Origin of the sequence: Corallincola luteus, from assembly GCF_004336975.1 — a bacterium.
Lineage (GTDB): Bacteria > Pseudomonadota > Gammaproteobacteria > Enterobacterales > Neiellaceae > Corallincola > Corallincola holothuriorum.
Genome location: NZ_SJXE01000014.1, coordinates 23,410 through 41,726, shown reverse-complemented (window position 1 = coordinate 41,726; position 18,317 = coordinate 23,410). Strand labels below are relative to the sequence as shown.

Below are 18,317 nucleotides of genomic sequence, written 5' to 3'. Positions count from 1 at the left end.
TTAACGCTTTTTATTGCTGGTGGCATCCAACTCGGCCAGATAAGCCAGTTTCTGTTGGATCTTCTTTTCCAGACCACGATCTGTCGGTTGATAATAATGGCGCCCGTTCAATTCCGGCGGCAGATAGGATTCCCCCGCCGCATAGGCTCCAGGTTCATCATGGGCATAGCGATATTCAGCACCGTGCCCCATCGATTTAGCCAGCTTGGTCGGTGCGTTGCGCAGATGCACAGGCACTTCGTATTGTGGCAACTCAGCCGCGTCTCGCAACGCTTGCTTAAACGCGGTATAAACTGCATTGCTCTTAGGGGCAACGGCAAGGTAAACAATCGCCTGGGCTATAGCGCGTTCACCTTCAGCAGGGCCAACCCTTTGAAAGCAGTCCCACGCGTTCAGTGCAACTTCCATCGCCTTAGGATCAGCGTTGCCGACATCCTCAGAAGCGATAGCGAGCAAGCGTCTGGCAATATACAAAGGATCACAGCCCGCATTGAGCATACGTGCGTACCAATACAGGGCACCATCAGCGGAGGAACCTCGTATCGACTTATGTAACGCTGATATCTGGTCGTAGTAGTGATCACCCTGCTTATCAAACTGCGCGACCTGACTGCCTGAAACATCTGCAACCAATTGCTTAGTGATCAGGCGGTCATCGCCATCAACCAAGTCACTGGCCATCTCCAGCAGATTAAGCAAGCGCCGAGCATCACCCGATGCCAAGGCTATCAACAGCTCTTCCGCTTCCTCAGCCAAGGTCAACTGCTGGCTCGCAAGGCCACGCTCGGCATCACTCATCGCTTGGTTGAGCAGAAGGCGTAACGATGCTTCATCGAGCGGTTTAATCACATAGACCCGCGCTCGGCTAAGCAATGCCGCATTTAGCTCAAATGATGGATTTTCTGTAGTGGCGCCAATAAAAGTAACAGTGCCAGCTTCAATGTGTGGCAAAAAGGCATCCTGTTGCGATTTGTTGAAACGATGTACCTCGTCAACAAACAGCAAGGTTCGACGGCCAAGATCCGTCGCATTTGATTGGGCACGCTCAATCGCTGCCCGAATATCTTTAACACCAGCTGTCACCGCAGAGATCCGCTCGATTTCGGCATTACAGTGGCTGGCAAATAGCTCCGCTAAGGTCGTCTTGCCCGTCCCCGGTGGTCCCCAAAGGATCATCGAATGAACCTGCCCCAGCTCTAAGGCGCGGCGTAGTGGCTTTCCTTCACCCAGCAAATGAGGTTGGCCAACATATTCATCAATACAAGCAGGCCGCATGCGTGCGGCCAAGGGCTGATGTTGTGAGGTGTCAGCGAAACTAAAAGAGAGATTATCCGGCATCAGGCTGGGTGCGTTGATCGTCGATATCGACGTCAGCAGGAATAGTAAAAAGAAACTCTTGCTCTGTCAGCTTGGCTGGGGCGGTGAAAGAGGTCAGTGTGAATTGGCTACGTTGGCCTTGGCTATCAATAATCAACAACTCAGTCAGTTTGTCACCTTGAAACTGCAACTCGAATCGTTCGATATTGCCACCGGTGACTTGTGGCGTCACCTCATAGCGTTCACCTACCACGCGCACGCGGTACTGGGCCCACACTTCAGGATCGCTTTCCGCAAGCAGTAATATTGGGCTGTCCTGCATCACTTCGGACGCAGAATAGAGGCTAACCTGTTCCAATAGCGGGTTGAATACCCAGACAGTGTTACCGTCAGATTGCACTAAATGCTCATCCGGCAACACAGTTTGCCAAATGAAATGGTCCGGACTTAAGACTTTAATAACCCCCTGACCTTCCTGCACTAACTCACCATCGTAACTGTGTACCTGCTGAGTAAATTCAGCAATAAACGAACGGTGAGCCGTGAGGCGATCTCGCAACGTCTGCGGCGCCCCATAGGCTTGTGACGTAGTGCCCACGAGCAAGGTCAATAAAACGAAAAGAGCTGACTTAGAAGTCAGCTGTTTTAGCAAAACTTTTATCATTAATATCCGTCTCTTGGTGGCGGTGGTGCCAACACTTCACGATTACCATTATGGCCCTGTGAAGATACGACACCGTCCATTTCCATCTGTTCAATCAAACGCGCAGCGCGATTGTAACCAATCTTGAATTTGCGTTGCACACTGGAAATCGAGCCACGCCGTGATTCAGTTACAAACGCCACCGCTTCGTCATACAACACATCCAGCTCTTCTTCACCTTCTGGACGCTCTCCCGGCAAAACGGTTTCAGCGGTGATCTCCCCACTGAGGATCTCAGGAATATAGTTCGGTTTGCCGCGACGTTTCCAATCTTCAACCACCGCATGTACTTCGTGGTCATCGACAAAAGCCCCATGAACACGCGTCGGCACACCTGTGCCTGGCGGCAGGTATAACATATCGCCCTGCCCTAGCAACTGCTCGGCTCCGGGCTGATCCAAGATGGTACGAGAGTCAATTTTACTCGATACCTGGAACGCCATACGGGTCGGGATATTGGCCTTGATTAAGCCAGTAATCACATCCACAGAGGGACGTTGAGTCGCCAAAACTAAATGAATGCCAGCCGCTCGCGCCTTCTGCGCTAAGCGGGCTATTAGCTCTTCTACTTTTTTGCCAACAATCATCATCATGTCAGCAAATTCATCCACCACAACCACAATACTTGGTAAGGTTTCCAGTTCCGGCGCAGTGGTATCCATGCTATCAGCCGCGGTCCATAGTGGATCTTTTATCGGTGCACCTGCTTCAATCGCCTCAGAGATTTTGGTGTTGAACCCTTTCAGATTTCGCACACCCATCGCACTCATCAGCTTATAACGGCGCTCCATTTCACCAACACACCAGCGCAACGCATTGGCGGCATCTTTCATGTCGGTGACCACTTCAGTAAGCAGATGAGGGATCCCCTCGTACACTGACAGTTCCAACATTTTCGGATCGATCATGATGAAACGAACATCTTCAGGCTTCGATTTATAAAGCAAACTGACGATCATCACATTCACACCCACAGACTTACCAGAGCCTGTGGTACCTGCGACCAAGAGGTGTGGCATTTTTGCCAAATCGACAGCAACCGGCTTACCGCCGATGTCTTTACCCAACACCATGGTCAGGTTCGACTTGTTGTTTTCGAAAGCTGGGCATTCAATCACTTCCGATAGACGCACTATTTCACGATGCGCATTCGGCAGCTCTAAACCGATAACAGACTTTCCAGGGATAACTTCTACAACCCGCACACTAATGGCACTCAATGCGCGCGCTAAATCTTTCGACAAATTAGAGATACGGGAAACTTTTACCCCTGGGGCAAGATCTAGTTCAAAACGGGTCACCACAGGCCCGGGAAATACGCCAACCACGGTTGCTTGAATACCGAAGTCCAACAGTTTCGCTTCAACCAGGCGACTGACCTGATCCATCTCTTCTTGGGTGACTGGATTAGTCTGCTTATCGGCGCGATCCAATAATCCGATAGTCGGCATATCGGTCACTTCAGCTGATGCCGCGACAGCGGGGATCGCTGCAGGTTGATTGCCATTCACCACCTGTTTAGGCGGTTGATATGCGTCAGCGACAGCTGGCGATGCAGCAGGTGCAGGTGCAGAAGAGTGAGATGAATAACTAGGTGCCGGCGGCTCAACGGCTAGCGGATCAAACTCATCCTCATAGTCGTATTCCTCTTCTGAGATATCTTCCGGCTCAAAAGGCGCTAACTCCTCCAAACGCAATGACGGCTCCACCGCTGATTGGTTCGGAGCTTCTTCTACCCGCAATGGTGATTCGTCAATATTGTCTTCATCACTCTCAAACTGCTCTTCGCGTTGCGACTGACGACGCTGAAGATACCCTTGAATTGGACGGTAAATACCTTGAATAGCAATCCAAACAAGCGTAGCGCCAATAAAATCAGCAATCGTCACCCAGGACAGACCGGTTGCCAGAGTAAATCCGGCTAACACCAAGCCCATCAATACGACAGTGGTACCGAGTAAGTTAAACGCTGGCAACATGCTGGCAGCGATCACATCGCCCAGCATGCCTCCGGCAGAAAAGAAGTAAAAGTCATCAAAATTAATACTGGCAAGGGCTGATATCCCCAGTAACAGCAGCAAGCCGCCTAACAGGCGTAACGACAGTGCTGTGTAATCAATTTCAAACACATGGTAGTAACGGCGGAAACTGTACCAACCTAAAAATGCGACGAGAAAAGGCACCAAGTACGCTTGGTAACCCAGAATAAAGAAAAGTAGATCTGCGACTAACGCCCCAGCAGCGCCGGTCATATTTTTAACGTCAGCACCGAATGCGGTCTGAGACCAGCCCGGATCGGTAGGCGCATAGCTGTACAACGCCAGTAGTAAAAACACTGCGCTGACACTGCTGACGATTAATGCCGCTTCCAATAGGCGCTGTACGCCATTAAGGGTCGCTGGCTTAGTTATCCTGTTCACACACACTCCCTGCACTCAGATCCCTATAAGATCTCATTGAATGCTCAGGTAATCAATACAGCGGGGCGTTGTTTCACCTCTTCCATCACAACATAGGTGCGGCTATCGCTCACCCCGGGCAGTTTTAATAGGGTATCACTCATCAGTCGGCGATATTCCGACATGTCCGTTACCCTGGCTTTTAACAAGTAATCGAAGTCACCTGAGACCAGATGACACTCCTGCAACACATCTAACGACATGACCGCACGATTAAATTTCTCAAACAGATCTGGCGCCTCGCGGTTAAGCGTAATCTCGACAAATACCAATAGCGTAGAGCCGAGCTTGAACGGATCCAGATCTGCTTGGTATCCACGAATATAGCCATCTCGCTCTAAACGTTTGACCCGCTCATGGCAAGGGGTAGCACTTAATCCAACACGACGCGCCAACTCCACATTGGAGACGCGGGCATCCTGCTGCAGCTCACGCAGGATATTTCGGTCAGTACGATCAAGTGTTTTAATCTGCTTTGATTGCATAAAACTAGTGAATTCCACTACTCATTGATTATTTTATAGCTGTTTTACACAAAATTAACAAGTTATTTAAAGGAAAAACCTAACCGAGAGCCCCTATAATTTGAAGTGTATCAACCCCAACTTGGATGAAGGTTTACAAGATGATTGTCGGCATACCAAAAGAGATTAAAAACAACGAGTTTCGAGTAGCCATGACGCCTGCAGGCGTGGCTGAATTAGTGAAAAATGGGCATCGCGTTGTAGTGGAAACCACAGCAGGCACAGGGAGCGGTTTTGCTGATGCCGACTATCAACATGCTGGCGCAGAGATCCTAGAGAACGCCGAAGCAGTGTTTTCCACTGCCAAGATGATCGTCAAAGTAAAAGAGCCGCAAGCAATCGAGCGCGCACGATTGACCAAAGAGCACACGCTTTTCACTTATCTGCATTTGGCGCCGGACCCGGAACAAACAGCAGATCTGGTTAACTCCCAAGCCACCTGTATCGCTTATGAAACCGTAACCGATGCGTTAGGTCGCCTGCCGCTACTGGCGCCAATGTCAGAGGTCGCAGGGCGTATGTCCATCCAAGCTGGAGCCTATGCATTAGAGAAATCTCGCGCTGGCCGCGGCATGTTGCTTGGCGGAGTGCCTGGCGTTAGCCCGGCAAAAGTGGTCATTATTGGTGGCGGCGTGGTTGGCCGAAACGCTGCCCAGATGGCTGTCGGCATGCGCGCTGATGTCACCATACTGGATCGCAGTATTGATGTGCTGCGCGCCATTGATGCCGAATTTGATGGTCGTGTTAAGACCATCTTTTCCACCTCGCTGGCGCTGGAAGAACAAGTACTGGCGGCGGATCTGGTGATCGGCAGCGTGCTGATCCCCGGTGCGGCAGCACCTAAGCTAGTCAGTGCAGAAATGGTGAAAAAGATGAAGCCTGGCGCGGCGGTCGTTGACGTTGCCATCGACCAAGGGGGCTGCTTTGCGACTGCGAAGGCCACCACTCACGCAGAACCCACTTACATTGTTGATGATGTCGTGCACTACTGTGTGGCCAATATGCCGGGCGCTGTTGCGCGCACCAGCACCTATGCATTAAGCAACGCAACCCTGCCCTATATCATCAAGCTGGCAAACCTGGGGGCGGAAGCCGCCTTGAAGCAAGATAACTACTTGTTAGAAGGGCTTAATGTTCGCCATGGAAAAGTGACCTGTGAATCTGTCGCCACAGAGCTGGGTTACGATTTTGTTCCAGCCCTTGAAACCCTGTGATCACGTCCACATATAAAGTCTCACGATAGGCTTTACCCTAGCAAAGGGGCCCGATATTATCGGCCCCTTTCGTTTTTATAGATTCGATTTTTGAGTAACTCGACTCGGAGAGCAGCATGAGTGACGTGAAACACGCCCGCCTCCTGATACTAGGCTCAGGCCCTGCAGGATATACAGCTGCCGTTTATGCAGCACGCGCTAACCTCAACCCGGTTCTAATCACCGGTATGCAGCAAGGTGGTCAATTAACCACCACGACTGAGGTTGAAAACTGGCCCGGTGATCCAAAGGATCTCACTGGCCCGGCACTGATGGAGCGTATGCGGGAGCATGCTGAAGCCTTCAATACCGAAATCATTTTCGATCATATTCACACCGCTGAACTGACCCAGCGCCCTTTCAAACTAACCGGGGATGCGGGTAGCTACACCTGTGACGCACTGATCATCTGTACCGGTGCATCCGCGATGTATCTGGGTCTACCATCAGAAGAGGCGTTCCAAGGACGTGGTGTTTCTGCCTGTGCGACCTGTGATGGATTCTTTTATCGCAATCAAAAAGTTGCCGTTGTTGGTGGTGGTAACACGGCGGTTGAAGAGGCCCTATACCTGTCAAATATCGCTGCAGAAGTGCACCTGATCCACCGTCGTGATCAGTTCCGTTCAGAGAAAATCCTGACTGACCGACTGATGCAAAAAGTTGCTGATGGCAATATCGTGCTGCACTTGGATCGGACGTTGGACGAAGTCCTAGGCGACGATATGGGCGTCACCGGTGTACGCATTAAAGACACCAAATCAGACGCTACCGAAGAGCTGGCTCTGCAAGGGGTATTTATCGCTATTGGTCATAAGCCAAACACCGACCTATTTGTTGGTCAGCTAGATATGAAAGATGGCTACCTGAAAGTAGAAAGCGGTACAGAAGGAAATGCAACACAAACCAGCACCGAAGGGATCTTTGCCGCTGGTGATGTGATGGATCATATTTACCGCCAGGCGATTACCTCTGCTGGAACGGGTTGTATGGCAGCCTTGGACGCAGAGCGTTTTCTCGACGCACAATAGATCACAACCAACGATTCCCCTTTAGTAAAGCCCGGCTCGCCCGGGCTTTTCTTTTTCGCCAGCTCAATTATGCTGATATTAGGCTCACAACAACCAACGTTATGACCCAATTTATTACCGAATTAGATCCAACTAACTACGCCTTTCCACCAACAGAACAGGCGTTACAGGATCCTAACGGACTGCTGGCTATTGGTGGTGATCTTTCTGCTGAACGCTTAAGACGCGCCTATCAATCAGGTATTTTTCCCTGGTTTTCGGAAGACGAGCCTTTACTGTGGTGGTCACCGGATCCCCGTTGCGTATTTGAAATAGAAACGTTCCGCACTCCTCGCAGCCTGCGTAAAAGCCTCCGCCGTAGTGGATTCACCATCTCGGTAAACCAAGCATTTGATCAGGTTATACAAGGCTGTGCAGCGCCAAGGGTAACGGAAAGCGGCACTTGGATCGTGCCAGAGATGGCGCTGGCGTATAACCAGCTACATCGACAGGGTGTCGCCCATTCAATCGAAATCTGGCACGAAAATGCTTTGGTGGGCGGTCTCTATGGTGTCTGCAGTGGCCGCCAGTTCTCCGGTGAGTCGATGTTTTTCCGTATGACCGATGCCAGTAAAGTCGCTTTAGTCGCACTTATTAGTATCATGCACGGTACCGGCGCGAAGTGGATAGACTGCCAAATTACCAACCCTCACCTGACCTCTTTAGGTGCTATAGAGGTCAGCAGAGCTGACTATATCGAACAGCTCAATATGGAGATCTGTTACAACACCGACAACACGTTATGGCAACCCCGCAATATCACCCATCAGGTATTCGATTATGTCGGACTCAGTTAGTATTCGTTTAGGCATCACCCAAGTGGTTCCCTGCCAGTATTTAGAGGGAGAGTTTGAGCGACTAGTCATTATGGATCCTGAAGAGGAACATGATGATTTCAGATATCGCCATCTACTTTCACACGGCTTTCGGCGCTGTGGCGACAGTCTATATGCCCCGCACTGTCCAGAATGTAATGCATGCCAGCCGATACGATTACCGGTCACGAGTTTTGTCGCAAGTCGAAGTCAGCGACGCACGGAAAAACTTGGCAAGCAACATCTGACTACGGTTGTCAGCAGAGAAATTGACCGACAAGAAGTGTTCCCTCTCTACTGCCGTTATGTCGAAACCCGGCATGCAGAAGGCAGCATGAATCCTGTCAGTTACGAACAATATGAGAATTTTCTTTTTAGCCGCTGGCACTCCCCTCTTTTCGTGCAGTTTTATGATCAAGAAGAATTAGTGGCTGTGGCGGTTACTGACACCCTTGAAGACAGTCTTTCTGCTGTTTACACTTTTTATGACCCAGACTATTCCAAGCTATCTCTGGGAACCTATGCCATACTGCGGCAACTGGAATTAGCCAAGTCACAACAAAAGCCTTTTCTCTATCTGGGTTTCCAGATTGATGACTGTCCCGCAATGAGCTACAAAATACGCTATAAACCGTATCAAATATTGCAAAATGGGCAGTGGCATCAACATGAATGAGGGTTGTGCTTTACACAAAGCCTAAATTTGGGCAAAATTCCGCGGTCTAAAATTTGGGCGGTAACAGGAATATCAACTAGAGATGGCGAAAGAAGACAATATTGAAATGCAGGGCACTGTGCTGGATACACTTCCAAACACCATGTTCCGTGTAGAATTGGAAAACGGGCATGTAGTGACTGCACACATCAGCGGTAAAATGCGCAAAAACTACATCCGTATTTTAACGGGTGACAAAGTAACTGTGCAGCTGACCCCATACGACTTATCAAAAGGCCGTATCGTCTTCCGCGCCCGTTAAGCGCCTAGCTACAAAATTAAAAAAGCCCGGATCATGTCCGGGCTTTTACTATTCTGTTGCCTGTATTACGCCAAGCAGGTTTCGTCTTGACAGTGATAGTCGATGTTTAACTCATCATCTTCAACAGTGACTTTCACGCTACCACCATCAGCAAGCTCGCCAAATAACAGCTGCGAAGCCAGCGGCTTTTTCAACTGTTCCTGGATCAAACGTGCCATCGGACGTGCGCCCATCGCCTTGTCATAGCCTTTTTTAGCCAACCATAACCGCGCTTCTTCGCTCACCTCCAACGACACCCGTTTGTCATCCAGCTGTGCTTGCAGTTCGACAATAAACTTATCGACCACCTGCTGGATCACCAGCTCATCTAAATGATTAAACCAAACCACACTGTCCAAACGGTTCCTAAATTCAGGTGTGAAAATGCGTTTAATCTCTGACAGCGCATCAAAGCTACGATCCTGCTCTTTAAAGCCCATCGACTTGCGTTCAGTTTCACGAACGCCGGCGTTGGTAGTCATCACCAATATCACGTTGCGAAAATCCGCTTTGCGACCGTTATTGTCGGTGAGCGTGCCATTGTCCATCACCTGCAATAGCAAGTTGTAAACGTCTTGATGGGCTTTTTCGATCTCATCCAGCAAAACCACACAATGGGGGTGCTTGAGAACGGCATCAGTCAGCAAGCCACCTTGGTCATAACCAACATAGCCAGGAGGCGCACCAATCAAACGGCTGACGGCATGACGCTCCATGTACTCAGACATATCAAAGCGCACAAGCTCGACACCCATGGCTTTACTGAGCTGCTGCGTAACTTCCGTCTTACCCACTCCTGTTGGCCCGGCAAATAAGAAGCTACCCACAGGTTTCTGCTCATTACCTAATCCTGCACGGGCAAGTTTGATCGACTCAGACAGCACATCGATCGCCTCATCCTGACCAAACACCACCATCTTCAGGTTCTTATCCAAATTCTTCAGCAGATCTTTGTCTGAACGGTTAATGGTTTTTTGGGGGATACGGGCAATACGTGCCACCACATCTTCGATGTCATGCACACTGATGGTTTTCTTCCGCTTGCCTTGCGGAGCTAAACGTAAACGCGCACCGGCCTCATCAATGACATCAATGGCTTTGTCCGGCAAATGGCGCTCATTAATATACTTGGCAGATAGCTCTGCCGCCGCCTTCAACGAGCTGACCGTATACCGAACGCCATGGTGTTCTTCATAACGAGACTTAAGTCCCTTGAGGATCTTGGTGGTTTCGGCAACGCTAGGTTCCAGAACATCAATTTTTTGGAAACGACGTACTAAAGCGCGGTCTTTTTCAAATACCCCACGAAACTCTTGATAGGTTGTAGAGCCAATACAACGAAGGCTACCACCAGACAGCAGGGGTTTTATCAGGTTAGAGGCATCCATCATGCCGCCTGAGGCAGCTCCTGCACCGATGATGGTATGTATCTCATCGATGAACAGGATCGCACCAGGGTCCTTACGCAGCTCTTTCAGCACATTCTTAAAACGCTTTTCAAAGTCACCACGGTATTTGGTGCCAGCTAACAAGGCACCCATATCCAGCGAATAGATAGTACTTTTTTCGATAACTTCCGGTACGCTGCCTTCGACGATGCGGAATGCAAGCCCTTCAGCAATGGCAGTCTTACCTACGCCCGCCTCGCCCACCAGCAATGGATTATTCTTGCGGCGACGGCACAGCACTTGGATCGTCCGCTCCAACTCTTGGTCGCGCCCGATCAATGGATCTATGCTGCCATCTTCAGCCAGCTTATTAAGGTTAGTGCAGAAGCTTTCCAGGCGATTATCTTCGCTGGCGTTCTCGCCCTCACCTTCTCTCTCTTGATCTAATTGCGGTTGCTCAGGGCCGCTGTGCTGGTCGACCTTGCTAATACCGTGAGAGATGAAATTAACCACATCAAGGCGACTGACATCTTCTTTTTTCAACAGGTAAACCGCCTGGGATTCCTGTTCTGAGAAAATAGCGACCAATACATTGGCACCGCTGACTTCGCTGGCACCAGAGCTCTGAACATGAAATACCGCACGCTGCAGTACACGCTGAAAACCCAAGGTAGGCTGAGTTTCCCGCTCGTTGTCATGTTCAGGGATCAGTGGCGTTGTCTCGGCAATAAAGCGGGTCAGCTCAGTGCGGAGCTTATCTAAACCTACGCCACAAGCAGACAGGGCCTCGGAGGCTGCTGGGTTATCGAGCAACGCCAACAGCAAATGTTCAACGGTCATAAATTCATGGCGATTTTCACGCGCTTCGCGGAAGGCACCGTTCAGGGATATCTCGAGGTCTTTATTCAACATCGGCGTACCTCACAATTGTTCACCATACCAGCTGCTACTGCAGCAAACTAAGCCTTCTCCATAGAGCATAGCAACGGGTGCTCATGCTGTCTGGCATAACTATTCACTTGTGCCACTTTGGTCTCTGCTATCTCAGCAGTAAACACCCCACAAACCCCTTTACCTTTATAGTGTACCGACAGCATCACTTCCGTGGCCTGCTCGGCAGTTAAATTAAAAAACGTTTGTAAAACCTCTACAACGAAATCCATCGGGGTGTAGTCATCGTTGTTCAGTATCACTTTGTACATCGGCGGCGGTTGTACTTTCGGTTTTGCCGGTGCCACCTCTAAACCGTGATGCTGCTCTAGCTCGTCTTGCTTAGCCATAATTCAATAGTAGTACGTCTTAGATACGCCGCGAACTCTGATCTGGCTCAGATATATTTTTCGCCACGAACGTTAAAAAAACCCAGTAAAAACCTTGACTGTCATACCAGATCGACTATTTTTTGACACTGGTGCGTGATATTACTTTCTCATATATATGGGCAGAGTCAAAACATCACAACCGTGAGTTCAAGGAGTTCAAGTCTTAAGGAACTGAGGTAAGGAAGTAGAATTTATGGCAACGGGTACAGTTAAGTGGTTCAACAACGCTAAGGGCTTTGGTTTTATCGTTCCTGATGAAGGGGGTGAAGATATTTTCGCTCACTACTCAACGATTGAAATGGAAGGCTACCGCACGCTTAAAGCCGGGCAACCGGTAGAGTTTGAACTTCACGAAGGTCCGAAAGGCATGCATGCCCACGACATAAAAGTACCGGATGCCTCTAAGTAGGTTTCCTGTGACGGAGTGGGAGAATAAAGAGCAGGCATAAGCCTGCTTTTTTATTTGCAGATAAAACATGCAAAATAAAAAAGACACCCTTAGGTGTCTTTTTTTTGACGTTCTTCGCCATTTTATCATCAGCTAATTTGCTGATGATAAAAATGATTACATGTTGGTAATCATCGCATCGCCGAACTCAGAACATTTCAGCAAGGTTGCGCCTTCCATCAAACGTTCAAAGTCATAGGTCACAGTCTTAGCGGCAATCGCACCTTCCATGCCCTTAACGATCAGGTCAGCAGCTTCAGTCCAACCCATGTGGCGTAACATCATCTCACCAGAAAGGATCAGTGAACCAGGGTTTACCTTGTCCTGACCTGCGTACTTAGGTGCTGTACCGTGTGTTGCTTCAAACAAAGCAATACCGTCACCAATGTTGGCACCAGGTGCAATACCAATACCACCAACTTGCGCAGCCAATGCATCAGAAACGTAATCACCGTTCAGGTTCAAAGTAGCGATCACATCGTACTCTGCTGGACGTAACAAGATCTGCTGCAGGAATGCATCAGCAATCACATCCTTGATGATGATCTCTTTACCGTTGTTAGGGTTCTTGATCTTAACCCAAGGACCGCCATCGAGCAGTTCACCGGCATACTCATTGAGAGCCAACTCGTAGCCCCAATCTTTGAATGAACCTTCAGTGAACTTCATGATGTTACCTTTGTGAACCAAAGTCACAGAAGGACGATCATTCTGGATAGCGTAATCAATCGCTGCTTTAACCAGACGCTCAGTACCTGCTTTTGACACCGGCTTGACACCGATACCGCAGTTTTCAGAGAAACGGATCTTAGTCACACCCATTTCATTCTGCAGGAATGAGATAACTTTTTTCGCTTCGTCTGTACCCGCTTTAAACTCAATACCCGCATAGATATCTTCTGAGTTTTCACGGAAGATCACCATGTCAGTCAGTTCAGGCTGTTTCAGTGGGCTAGGTGTGCCCTCATAGTAGCGAACTGGGCGCAAGCAAGTGTAAAGGTCAAGCATCTGACGCAGAGCAACGTTCAAAGAACGAATACCGCCGCCAACAGGCGTAGTCAAAGGACCTTTGATTGAAACAACGTAATCTTTAACTGCTGTCAGAGTCTCTTCCGGCAACCATACGTCTTCGCCGTATACTTGGGTAGATTTCTCACCACAGTACACTTCCATCCAAGAGATCTTCTTCTCGCCGCCGTAGGCTTTCTCTACCGCTGCATCAAGTACTTTCATCATCGGAGGAGTAACATCAACACCGATGCCATCACCTTCAATGAAAGGAATAATTGGGTTATTAGGAACATTCAGGCTGCCATCGGCATTCACTGTGATTTTCTGGCCGTCTGCAGGCACAACAATCTTGCTTTCCATTTAGCTTCTCTCCTGGCCCCTTTCTAAGGGTTGGCGTTTTTAAAGTTGCGCCATCATAATAGATCGTCTGACAGATTCAAAGCGCCTAACATGCCCCAGCCCTCTCGTAAACAACCACATCACCGTCGTTTAAAAAAACAATCCCCCAAACGGGATAAACCTGCTGCACCAAGAAAGGTCGTTTTACTTAACAAACCTTTTGATGTGTTGTGCCAATTCACTGACGACCAAGGCCGCGCAACACTCGCAGATTATGTTTCAGAAACCGGTGTTTATGCCGCTGGACGCTTAGACCGAGATAGCGAAGGACTTTTGGTTCTGACCAATGATGGGGCACTACAGGCGAAATTGACTCAGCCTGGACGTAAGACCAGTAAAACTTATTGGGTTCAAGTTGAGAATATTCCTTCCGATGAAGCCCTTGAGCAACTTCGCCAAGGTATAGAGCTCAAAGATGGGATGACCTTACCCGCCACTGTTGAGCGCATGCCTGCCCCCGACATCTGGCCTCGCACTCCGCCGGTAAGAGAGCGCAAATCGATTGCCGACTGCTGGCTATCAATTACGCTTACCGAAGGACGAAACCGTCAAGTGAGACGAATGACGGCCGCCATTGGCTGCCCAACGCTGCGCCTAATTCGCTACCGCATTGGTAACTGGACCATTGATGGACTCGCTAATGGCGAAGCAAAGTTGATCGAGTAACCGGCGATCACAACCACTTTTAGTGGCGACTGCCGACTTAGCAACCAACGCAGTGCAGCCAATAGTCTGCAGGAGAGATTATATGTTCAAACCTGAAGTGACCCTCGCCTGCGTGATCGAATACGATGGCAAATTTTTGTTGGTTGAGGAGCAAAAGCAGGGGCAGATGCTGCTCAATAACCCGGCAGGCCATCTAGAGCCTGGGGAGTCCTTAATTCAGGGCGCGCAGCGGGAAATACTGGAAGAAACTGGCCTCGATATTTCACCCCAAGGCCTAGTCGGTGTGTACCTAGCTCCGACTGCAGAAGCAGGCCGCAGTTATCTTCGATTTTGTTTCTATTACAAATATGACTCACTCCCACCGACCAGTAAGCCTCTGGATCCAGAGATATCTTGCACCCATTGGATGACAAAAGCGGAGTTGGTCGCCGCCTCTTCTCGTCATCGCAGTGGCCTTGTTTTAAAGGGAATTGAAGACTATTTGTCCGGCCAAAGAGCGCCACTCACACTGCTTCACTACTGCCCTGATCAACAAATTGACCGGTCAAGTTGAATCTTCTGAAAGTTTGATCTTAAACAGACCCCTACCACTGTGGTAAAATCCCGCGCCTTGAAACGTATTCACTTAGATCCTTGGCGGTTTTTTCCTATATGACAGACAACAGTCAAACCAAAGTTATCGTCGGCATGTCCGGCGGCGTAGACAGTTCCGTATCGGCATACCTGCTGCTCCAGCAGGGGTATCAGGTCGAAGGGTTGTTTATGAAAAACTGGGAAGAGGATGACAACGACGAGTACTGCGCTGCCGCCGAAGATCTAGAAGATGCGCAGGCGGTTTGCGATAAATTGGGCATTGAACTGCATACGGTCAATTTCGCCGCCGAATACTGGGATAATGTATTCGAGTATTTCCTCGCTGAATACAAAGCGGGGCGCACGCCCAATCCCGACATCATGTGCAACCGCGAAATCAAATTTAAAGCCTTTCTTGAGTTTGCCGCTGAGGCACTCGGTGCTGATTACATCGCTACCGGTCACTACGTCAGACGCGGGCAAGTGGACGGCAAATGGCAGATGTTGCGTGGACTAGATAACAACAAAGATCAAAGCTACTTTCTTTATACGTTGGCTGAGCAACATATCGCACAAACCCTGTTTCCGGTCGGTGAGTTAGAAAAACCTGAAGTACGCAGGATCGCCGAACAGCAGGATTTAGTCACCGCAAAGAAAAAAGACAGCACTGGCATCTGTTTTATCGGCGAACGTAAGTTTCGTGATTTTCTGGCGCGTTACTTACCGGCACAGCCCGGCAAGATAGAAACAGTCGACGGTGACATTATTGGCGAACACCAAGGGTTGATGTATCACACCTTAGGCCAACGCAAGGGCTTGGGAATTGGTGGTTTAAAGAATAGCAATGACAACCCCTGGTATGTGGTTGATAAAGACCTCGAAAGAAATGTATTGCTAGTTGCCCAAGGGCATGATCACCCTCGCCTGTTTAGCAACGGATTGGTCGCCGACCAGTTGCATTGGGTGGATCGTCAAGGCCCACAAGATACATTACGCTGTACGGTAAAAACCCGTTATCGCCAAACCGATGTGCCTTGTACGCTAAAACGGTTGAGCGAAGATACAATCGAAGTACGGTTCGACGAGCCGCAAGCAGCCGTCACCCCTGGACAGTCAGTCGTGGTGTATCAAGGTGATGTCTGCCTTGGCGGCGCCATCATCGACTCACCTATCAGGGATTAATAGGAGTAGACCTTGAGCACACCGTTGATTGACCAAGTGATTAGTTTTTCTGGCATCTGTCAGGCCACCGCTTTAGTACAACAGATCGCTAAAACAGGTCAGGCCGACAACGAGGCCCTGCAGACCACGCTCAGCAGTATCTTAGTCACCGATCCAAAATCGACGGAAGATGTCTTCGGCGGTTCAGCCAATCTCAAATTGGGAATTAATACGTTGGTCAACCAACTCAACCCCAGTGGTGATTCGAAAGACGCCGAGCTAACCCGATACGTTGTCAATCTGCTTAGCCTTGAACGTAAGGTGTCGCAACAACGTGGCCTTTTAGCCATGTTGGGCGAACGGATCTCTCAAGTAAAACGACAGGTAGATCACAACGCGGAGATCGACGCACAAGTGGTGCGTAATATGGCAGCTATCTACAGTGACTTGATCAGCCCCTTGGGGCCGCGGATCCAGGTCGCAGGTTCACCCACCTATCTGAAGCAGGATCTGTGTCAGAACCAGATCCGTGCGTCGCTGCTGGCAGGCCTACGTGCAGCCGTACTGTGGCGACAAGTTGGCGGTAAACGTCGACAGTTATTATTAAGTCGTAAAAAAATATTGGACACAGCCCGTTACCTCCAAACCCAGGTAATCTAACTCTCTAGCAGGAGCAAACATGCAATTATCCAGTTTAACCGCCATTTCACCGGTTGACGGTCGCTACGGCAACAAGGTCGATGCACTGCGCAGCATCTTCAGCGAATTCGGCTTGGTTAAATACCGCGTCACAGTTGAAGTGCGTTGGTTGCAAAAACTCGCCGCCACTGCGGAAATAGCGGAAGTACCAGCATTTTCAGCACAAGCCAATGCCCTGCTTGATGCCATCGTCACTGACTTTTGTGAAGCTGACGCGCTGCGTGTTAAAGAGATTGAACGTACCACCAACCACGACGTAAAAGCGGTTGAGTACTTCCTGAAAGAAAAAACCGAAAGCCTGGCTGAATTAGCTGCGGTATCAGAGTTTATCCACTTCGCCTGTACCTCAGAAGATATCAACAACCTGTCTCACGGCCTGATGCTTAGCGAAGCCCGCGACCTGGTATTGGTACCTATGCTAAACGAAGTTAGCGATGCCGTTAAAGCACTCGCTTTCGAATACAAGAGCATTCCGCTGATGTCACGTACCCATGGACAGCCAGCATCGCCTTCAACGCTCGGCAAAGAGATGGCCAACGTCTATATCCGTATGCAGCGCCAGATCGCCCAGATCAATGCCGTTGAGCTGTTAGGCAAAATCAATGGTGCGGTCGGTAATTACAACGCTCACATCTCTGCTTATCCTGAACTGGACTGGCACAAGTTTTCTGAAGAGTTCGTGACTAGCTTAGGCCTCACCTGGAACCCATACACCACCCAGATTGAGCCTCATGACTATATCGCGGAAATCTTCGATGCCATTGCTCGTTTCAATACCGTATTGATCGACTTCGATCGTGATGTTTGGGGCTATATTGCTTTAGGTCACTTCAAACAGAAAACTATTGCCGGTGAAATCGGTTCATCCACCATGCCGCATAAAGTTAACCCTATCGATTTTGAAAACTCGGAAGGTAACTTAGGCATCGCCAATGCACTGTTCGGCCACTTGGCGACCAAACTGCCAATCAGCCGCTGGCAGCGCGATCTGACTGACTCTACCGTCCTGCGTAACTTGGGCGTTGGTGTAGCCCATGCAGTGATCGCATATCAAGCTACCCTGAAAGGGATCAGCAAGCTGCAGGTGAATGAAGTCAACCTGCTGGCTGAGTTAGACCAGAACTGGGAAGTATTGGCCGAGCCAATTCAAACAGTCATGCGTCGCTACGGCATCGAAAAGCCATACGAAAAGCTGAAAGAGTTAACTCGCGGCAAGCGTGTTGACCAGCAAGCAATGGCTGAGTTCATCGATAACCTGGAGCTACCAGCGTCAGTTAAAGTCGATCTGAAAGCGATGACACCAGCGAACTATATCGGTCGTGCCATCGCCTTTGTTGACGACCTGAAATAGACGTTTATCTGGGCAAAAAAACCACCTGAGTTCAGGTGGTTTTTTTATGCCTACGAGCCAGAAAAGAAGCACAACTGGCGCGATTCCAATTAGTTAGATAACCTCAGTAAACAAGCACCCATGAGGCGCGCACGACACTCGCCTC

18 protein-coding genes are annotated in these 18,317 nt (G+C 49.5%); 11 read left to right on the top strand and 7 right to left on the bottom strand.

What is annotated here, in order from left to right; genetic code table 11:
- The 4 genes from EZV61_RS18370 to lrp are packed head-to-tail and all read right to left on the bottom strand — an operon-like array spanning position 1 to position 4,964.
- Positions 1 to 1,338 (bottom strand): replication-associated recombination protein A, encoded by a 1,338-nt coding sequence (locus EZV61_RS18370; protein WP_130565780.1) that lies wholly within the window; start codon positions 1,336 to 1,338, stop codon positions 1 to 3.
- Positions 1,328 to 1,981, bottom strand: coding sequence for an outer membrane lipoprotein periplasmic chaperone LolA (gene lolA / locus EZV61_RS18365; protein WP_131417456.1), 654 nt, complete (start codon positions 1,979 to 1,981; stop codon positions 1,328 to 1,330). The genes EZV61_RS18370 and lolA overlap by 11 nt, the downstream gene beginning before the upstream one ends.
- Positions 1,981 to 4,440 carry a DNA translocase FtsK gene (locus tag EZV61_RS18360; RefSeq protein WP_233496351.1) on the bottom strand — a complete coding sequence of 820 codons (2,460 nt, stop codon included), beginning with the start codon at positions 4,438 to 4,440 and terminating at the stop codon, positions 1,981 to 1,983. Before EZV61_RS18360 ends, lolA begins: the two co-directional genes overlap by 1 nt.
- A gap of 44 nt (positions 4,441 to 4,484) precedes the next feature.
- Positions 4,485 to 4,964 (bottom strand): leucine-responsive transcriptional regulator Lrp, encoded by a 480-nt coding sequence (gene lrp, locus EZV61_RS18355; RefSeq protein WP_114336338.1) that lies wholly within the window; start codon positions 4,962 to 4,964, stop codon positions 4,485 to 4,487.
- A gap of 140 nt (positions 4,965 to 5,104) precedes the next feature.
- Here lrp and ald point away from each other — a divergent pair, with 140 nt between their 5' ends.
- The 5 genes from ald to infA all read left to right on the top strand — a co-directional run bounded on the left by ald (position 5,105) and on the right by infA (position 9,115).
- On the top strand, positions 5,105 to 6,217 hold the full coding sequence (gene ald, locus EZV61_RS18350) for an alanine dehydrogenase (protein WP_131417454.1): 1,113 nt from the start codon (positions 5,105 to 5,107) through the stop codon (positions 6,215 to 6,217).
- Between the two features lie 116 nt (positions 6,218 to 6,333).
- Entirely contained in the window at positions 6,334 to 7,284 is a 951-nt protein-coding gene (gene trxB / locus EZV61_RS18345) for a thioredoxin-disulfide reductase (RefSeq protein WP_131417452.1), read from the top strand.
- Positions 7,285 to 7,385: 101 nt separating this feature from the next.
- Positions 7,386 to 8,120: a leucyl/phenylalanyl-tRNA--protein transferase gene (gene aat, locus EZV61_RS18340; protein ID WP_130565784.1), complete on the top strand. Its 735-nt coding sequence runs from the start codon at positions 7,386 to 7,388 to the stop codon at positions 8,118 to 8,120.
- Positions 8,104 to 8,814 carry an arginyltransferase gene (locus tag EZV61_RS18335; protein ID WP_114336334.1) on the top strand — a complete coding sequence of 237 codons (711 nt, stop codon included), beginning with the start codon at positions 8,104 to 8,106 and terminating at the stop codon, positions 8,812 to 8,814. Before aat ends, EZV61_RS18335 begins: the two co-directional genes overlap by 17 nt.
- 82 nt (positions 8,815 to 8,896) lie before the next feature.
- Positions 8,897 to 9,115, top strand: a complete 219-nt coding sequence (gene infA / locus EZV61_RS18330) for a translation initiation factor IF-1 (protein WP_016401030.1) — start codon at positions 8,897 to 8,899, stop codon at positions 9,113 to 9,115.
- A 65-nt stretch (positions 9,116 to 9,180) separates the two neighbouring features.
- Here infA and clpA read toward each other — a convergent pair whose 3' ends face one another.
- Together clpA and clpS are read right to left on the bottom strand one after the other, a co-directional pair.
- Positions 9,181 to 11,454 carry an ATP-dependent Clp protease ATP-binding subunit ClpA gene (gene clpA, locus EZV61_RS18325; protein WP_130565785.1) on the bottom strand — a complete coding sequence of 758 codons (2,274 nt, stop codon included), beginning with the start codon at positions 11,452 to 11,454 and terminating at the stop codon, positions 9,181 to 9,183.
- A 47-nt stretch (positions 11,455 to 11,501) separates the two neighbouring features.
- On the bottom strand, positions 11,502 to 11,822 hold the full coding sequence (clpS, locus tag EZV61_RS18320; RefSeq protein ID WP_114336332.1) for an ATP-dependent Clp protease adapter ClpS: 321 nt from the start codon (positions 11,820 to 11,822) through the stop codon (positions 11,502 to 11,504).
- Between the two features lie 235 nt (positions 11,823 to 12,057).
- Here clpS and cspD point away from each other — a divergent pair, with 235 nt between their 5' ends.
- Entirely contained in the window at positions 12,058 to 12,273 is a 216-nt protein-coding gene (gene cspD, locus EZV61_RS18315) for a cold shock domain-containing protein CspD (protein WP_114336331.1), read from the top strand.
- A gap of 156 nt (positions 12,274 to 12,429) precedes the next feature.
- On the opposite strand, the gene icd is transcribed toward cspD, so the two are convergent.
- The gene (icd, locus tag EZV61_RS18310) at positions 12,430 to 13,683 is read right to left on the bottom strand and encodes an NADP-dependent isocitrate dehydrogenase (protein WP_114336330.1); all 1,254 of its coding nucleotides are present in this window, start codon (positions 13,681 to 13,683) and stop codon (positions 12,430 to 12,432) included.
- A gap of 90 nt (positions 13,684 to 13,773) precedes the next feature.
- Here icd and EZV61_RS18305 point away from each other — a divergent pair, with 90 nt between their 5' ends.
- From EZV61_RS18305 to purB, 5 genes are all read left to right on the top strand, one after another.
- Complete coding sequence (locus EZV61_RS18305; protein WP_130565786.1) at positions 13,774 to 14,388, top strand: pseudouridine synthase; 615 nt, start codon at positions 13,774 to 13,776, stop codon at positions 14,386 to 14,388.
- A gap of 82 nt (positions 14,389 to 14,470) precedes the next feature.
- Positions 14,471 to 14,941, top strand: a complete 471-nt coding sequence (locus EZV61_RS18300) for an NUDIX hydrolase (RefSeq protein WP_131417450.1) — start codon at positions 14,471 to 14,473, stop codon at positions 14,939 to 14,941.
- 98 nt (positions 14,942 to 15,039) lie between these two features.
- Complete coding sequence (gene mnmA / locus EZV61_RS18295; RefSeq protein WP_131417448.1) at positions 15,040 to 16,143, top strand: tRNA 2-thiouridine(34) synthase MnmA; 1,104 nt, start codon at positions 15,040 to 15,042, stop codon at positions 16,141 to 16,143.
- 12 nt (positions 16,144 to 16,155) lie between these two features.
- The gene (gene hflD / locus EZV61_RS18290; protein WP_130565789.1) at positions 16,156 to 16,782 is read left to right on the top strand and encodes a high frequency lysogenization protein HflD; all 627 of its coding nucleotides are present in this window, start codon (positions 16,156 to 16,158) and stop codon (positions 16,780 to 16,782) included.
- A 19-nt stretch (positions 16,783 to 16,801) separates the two neighbouring features.
- Positions 16,802 to 18,172, top strand: coding sequence for an adenylosuccinate lyase (purB, locus tag EZV61_RS18285; protein WP_114336325.1), 1,371 nt, complete (start codon positions 16,802 to 16,804; stop codon positions 18,170 to 18,172).
- Positions 18,173 to 18,317: the final 145 nt, after the last annotated feature.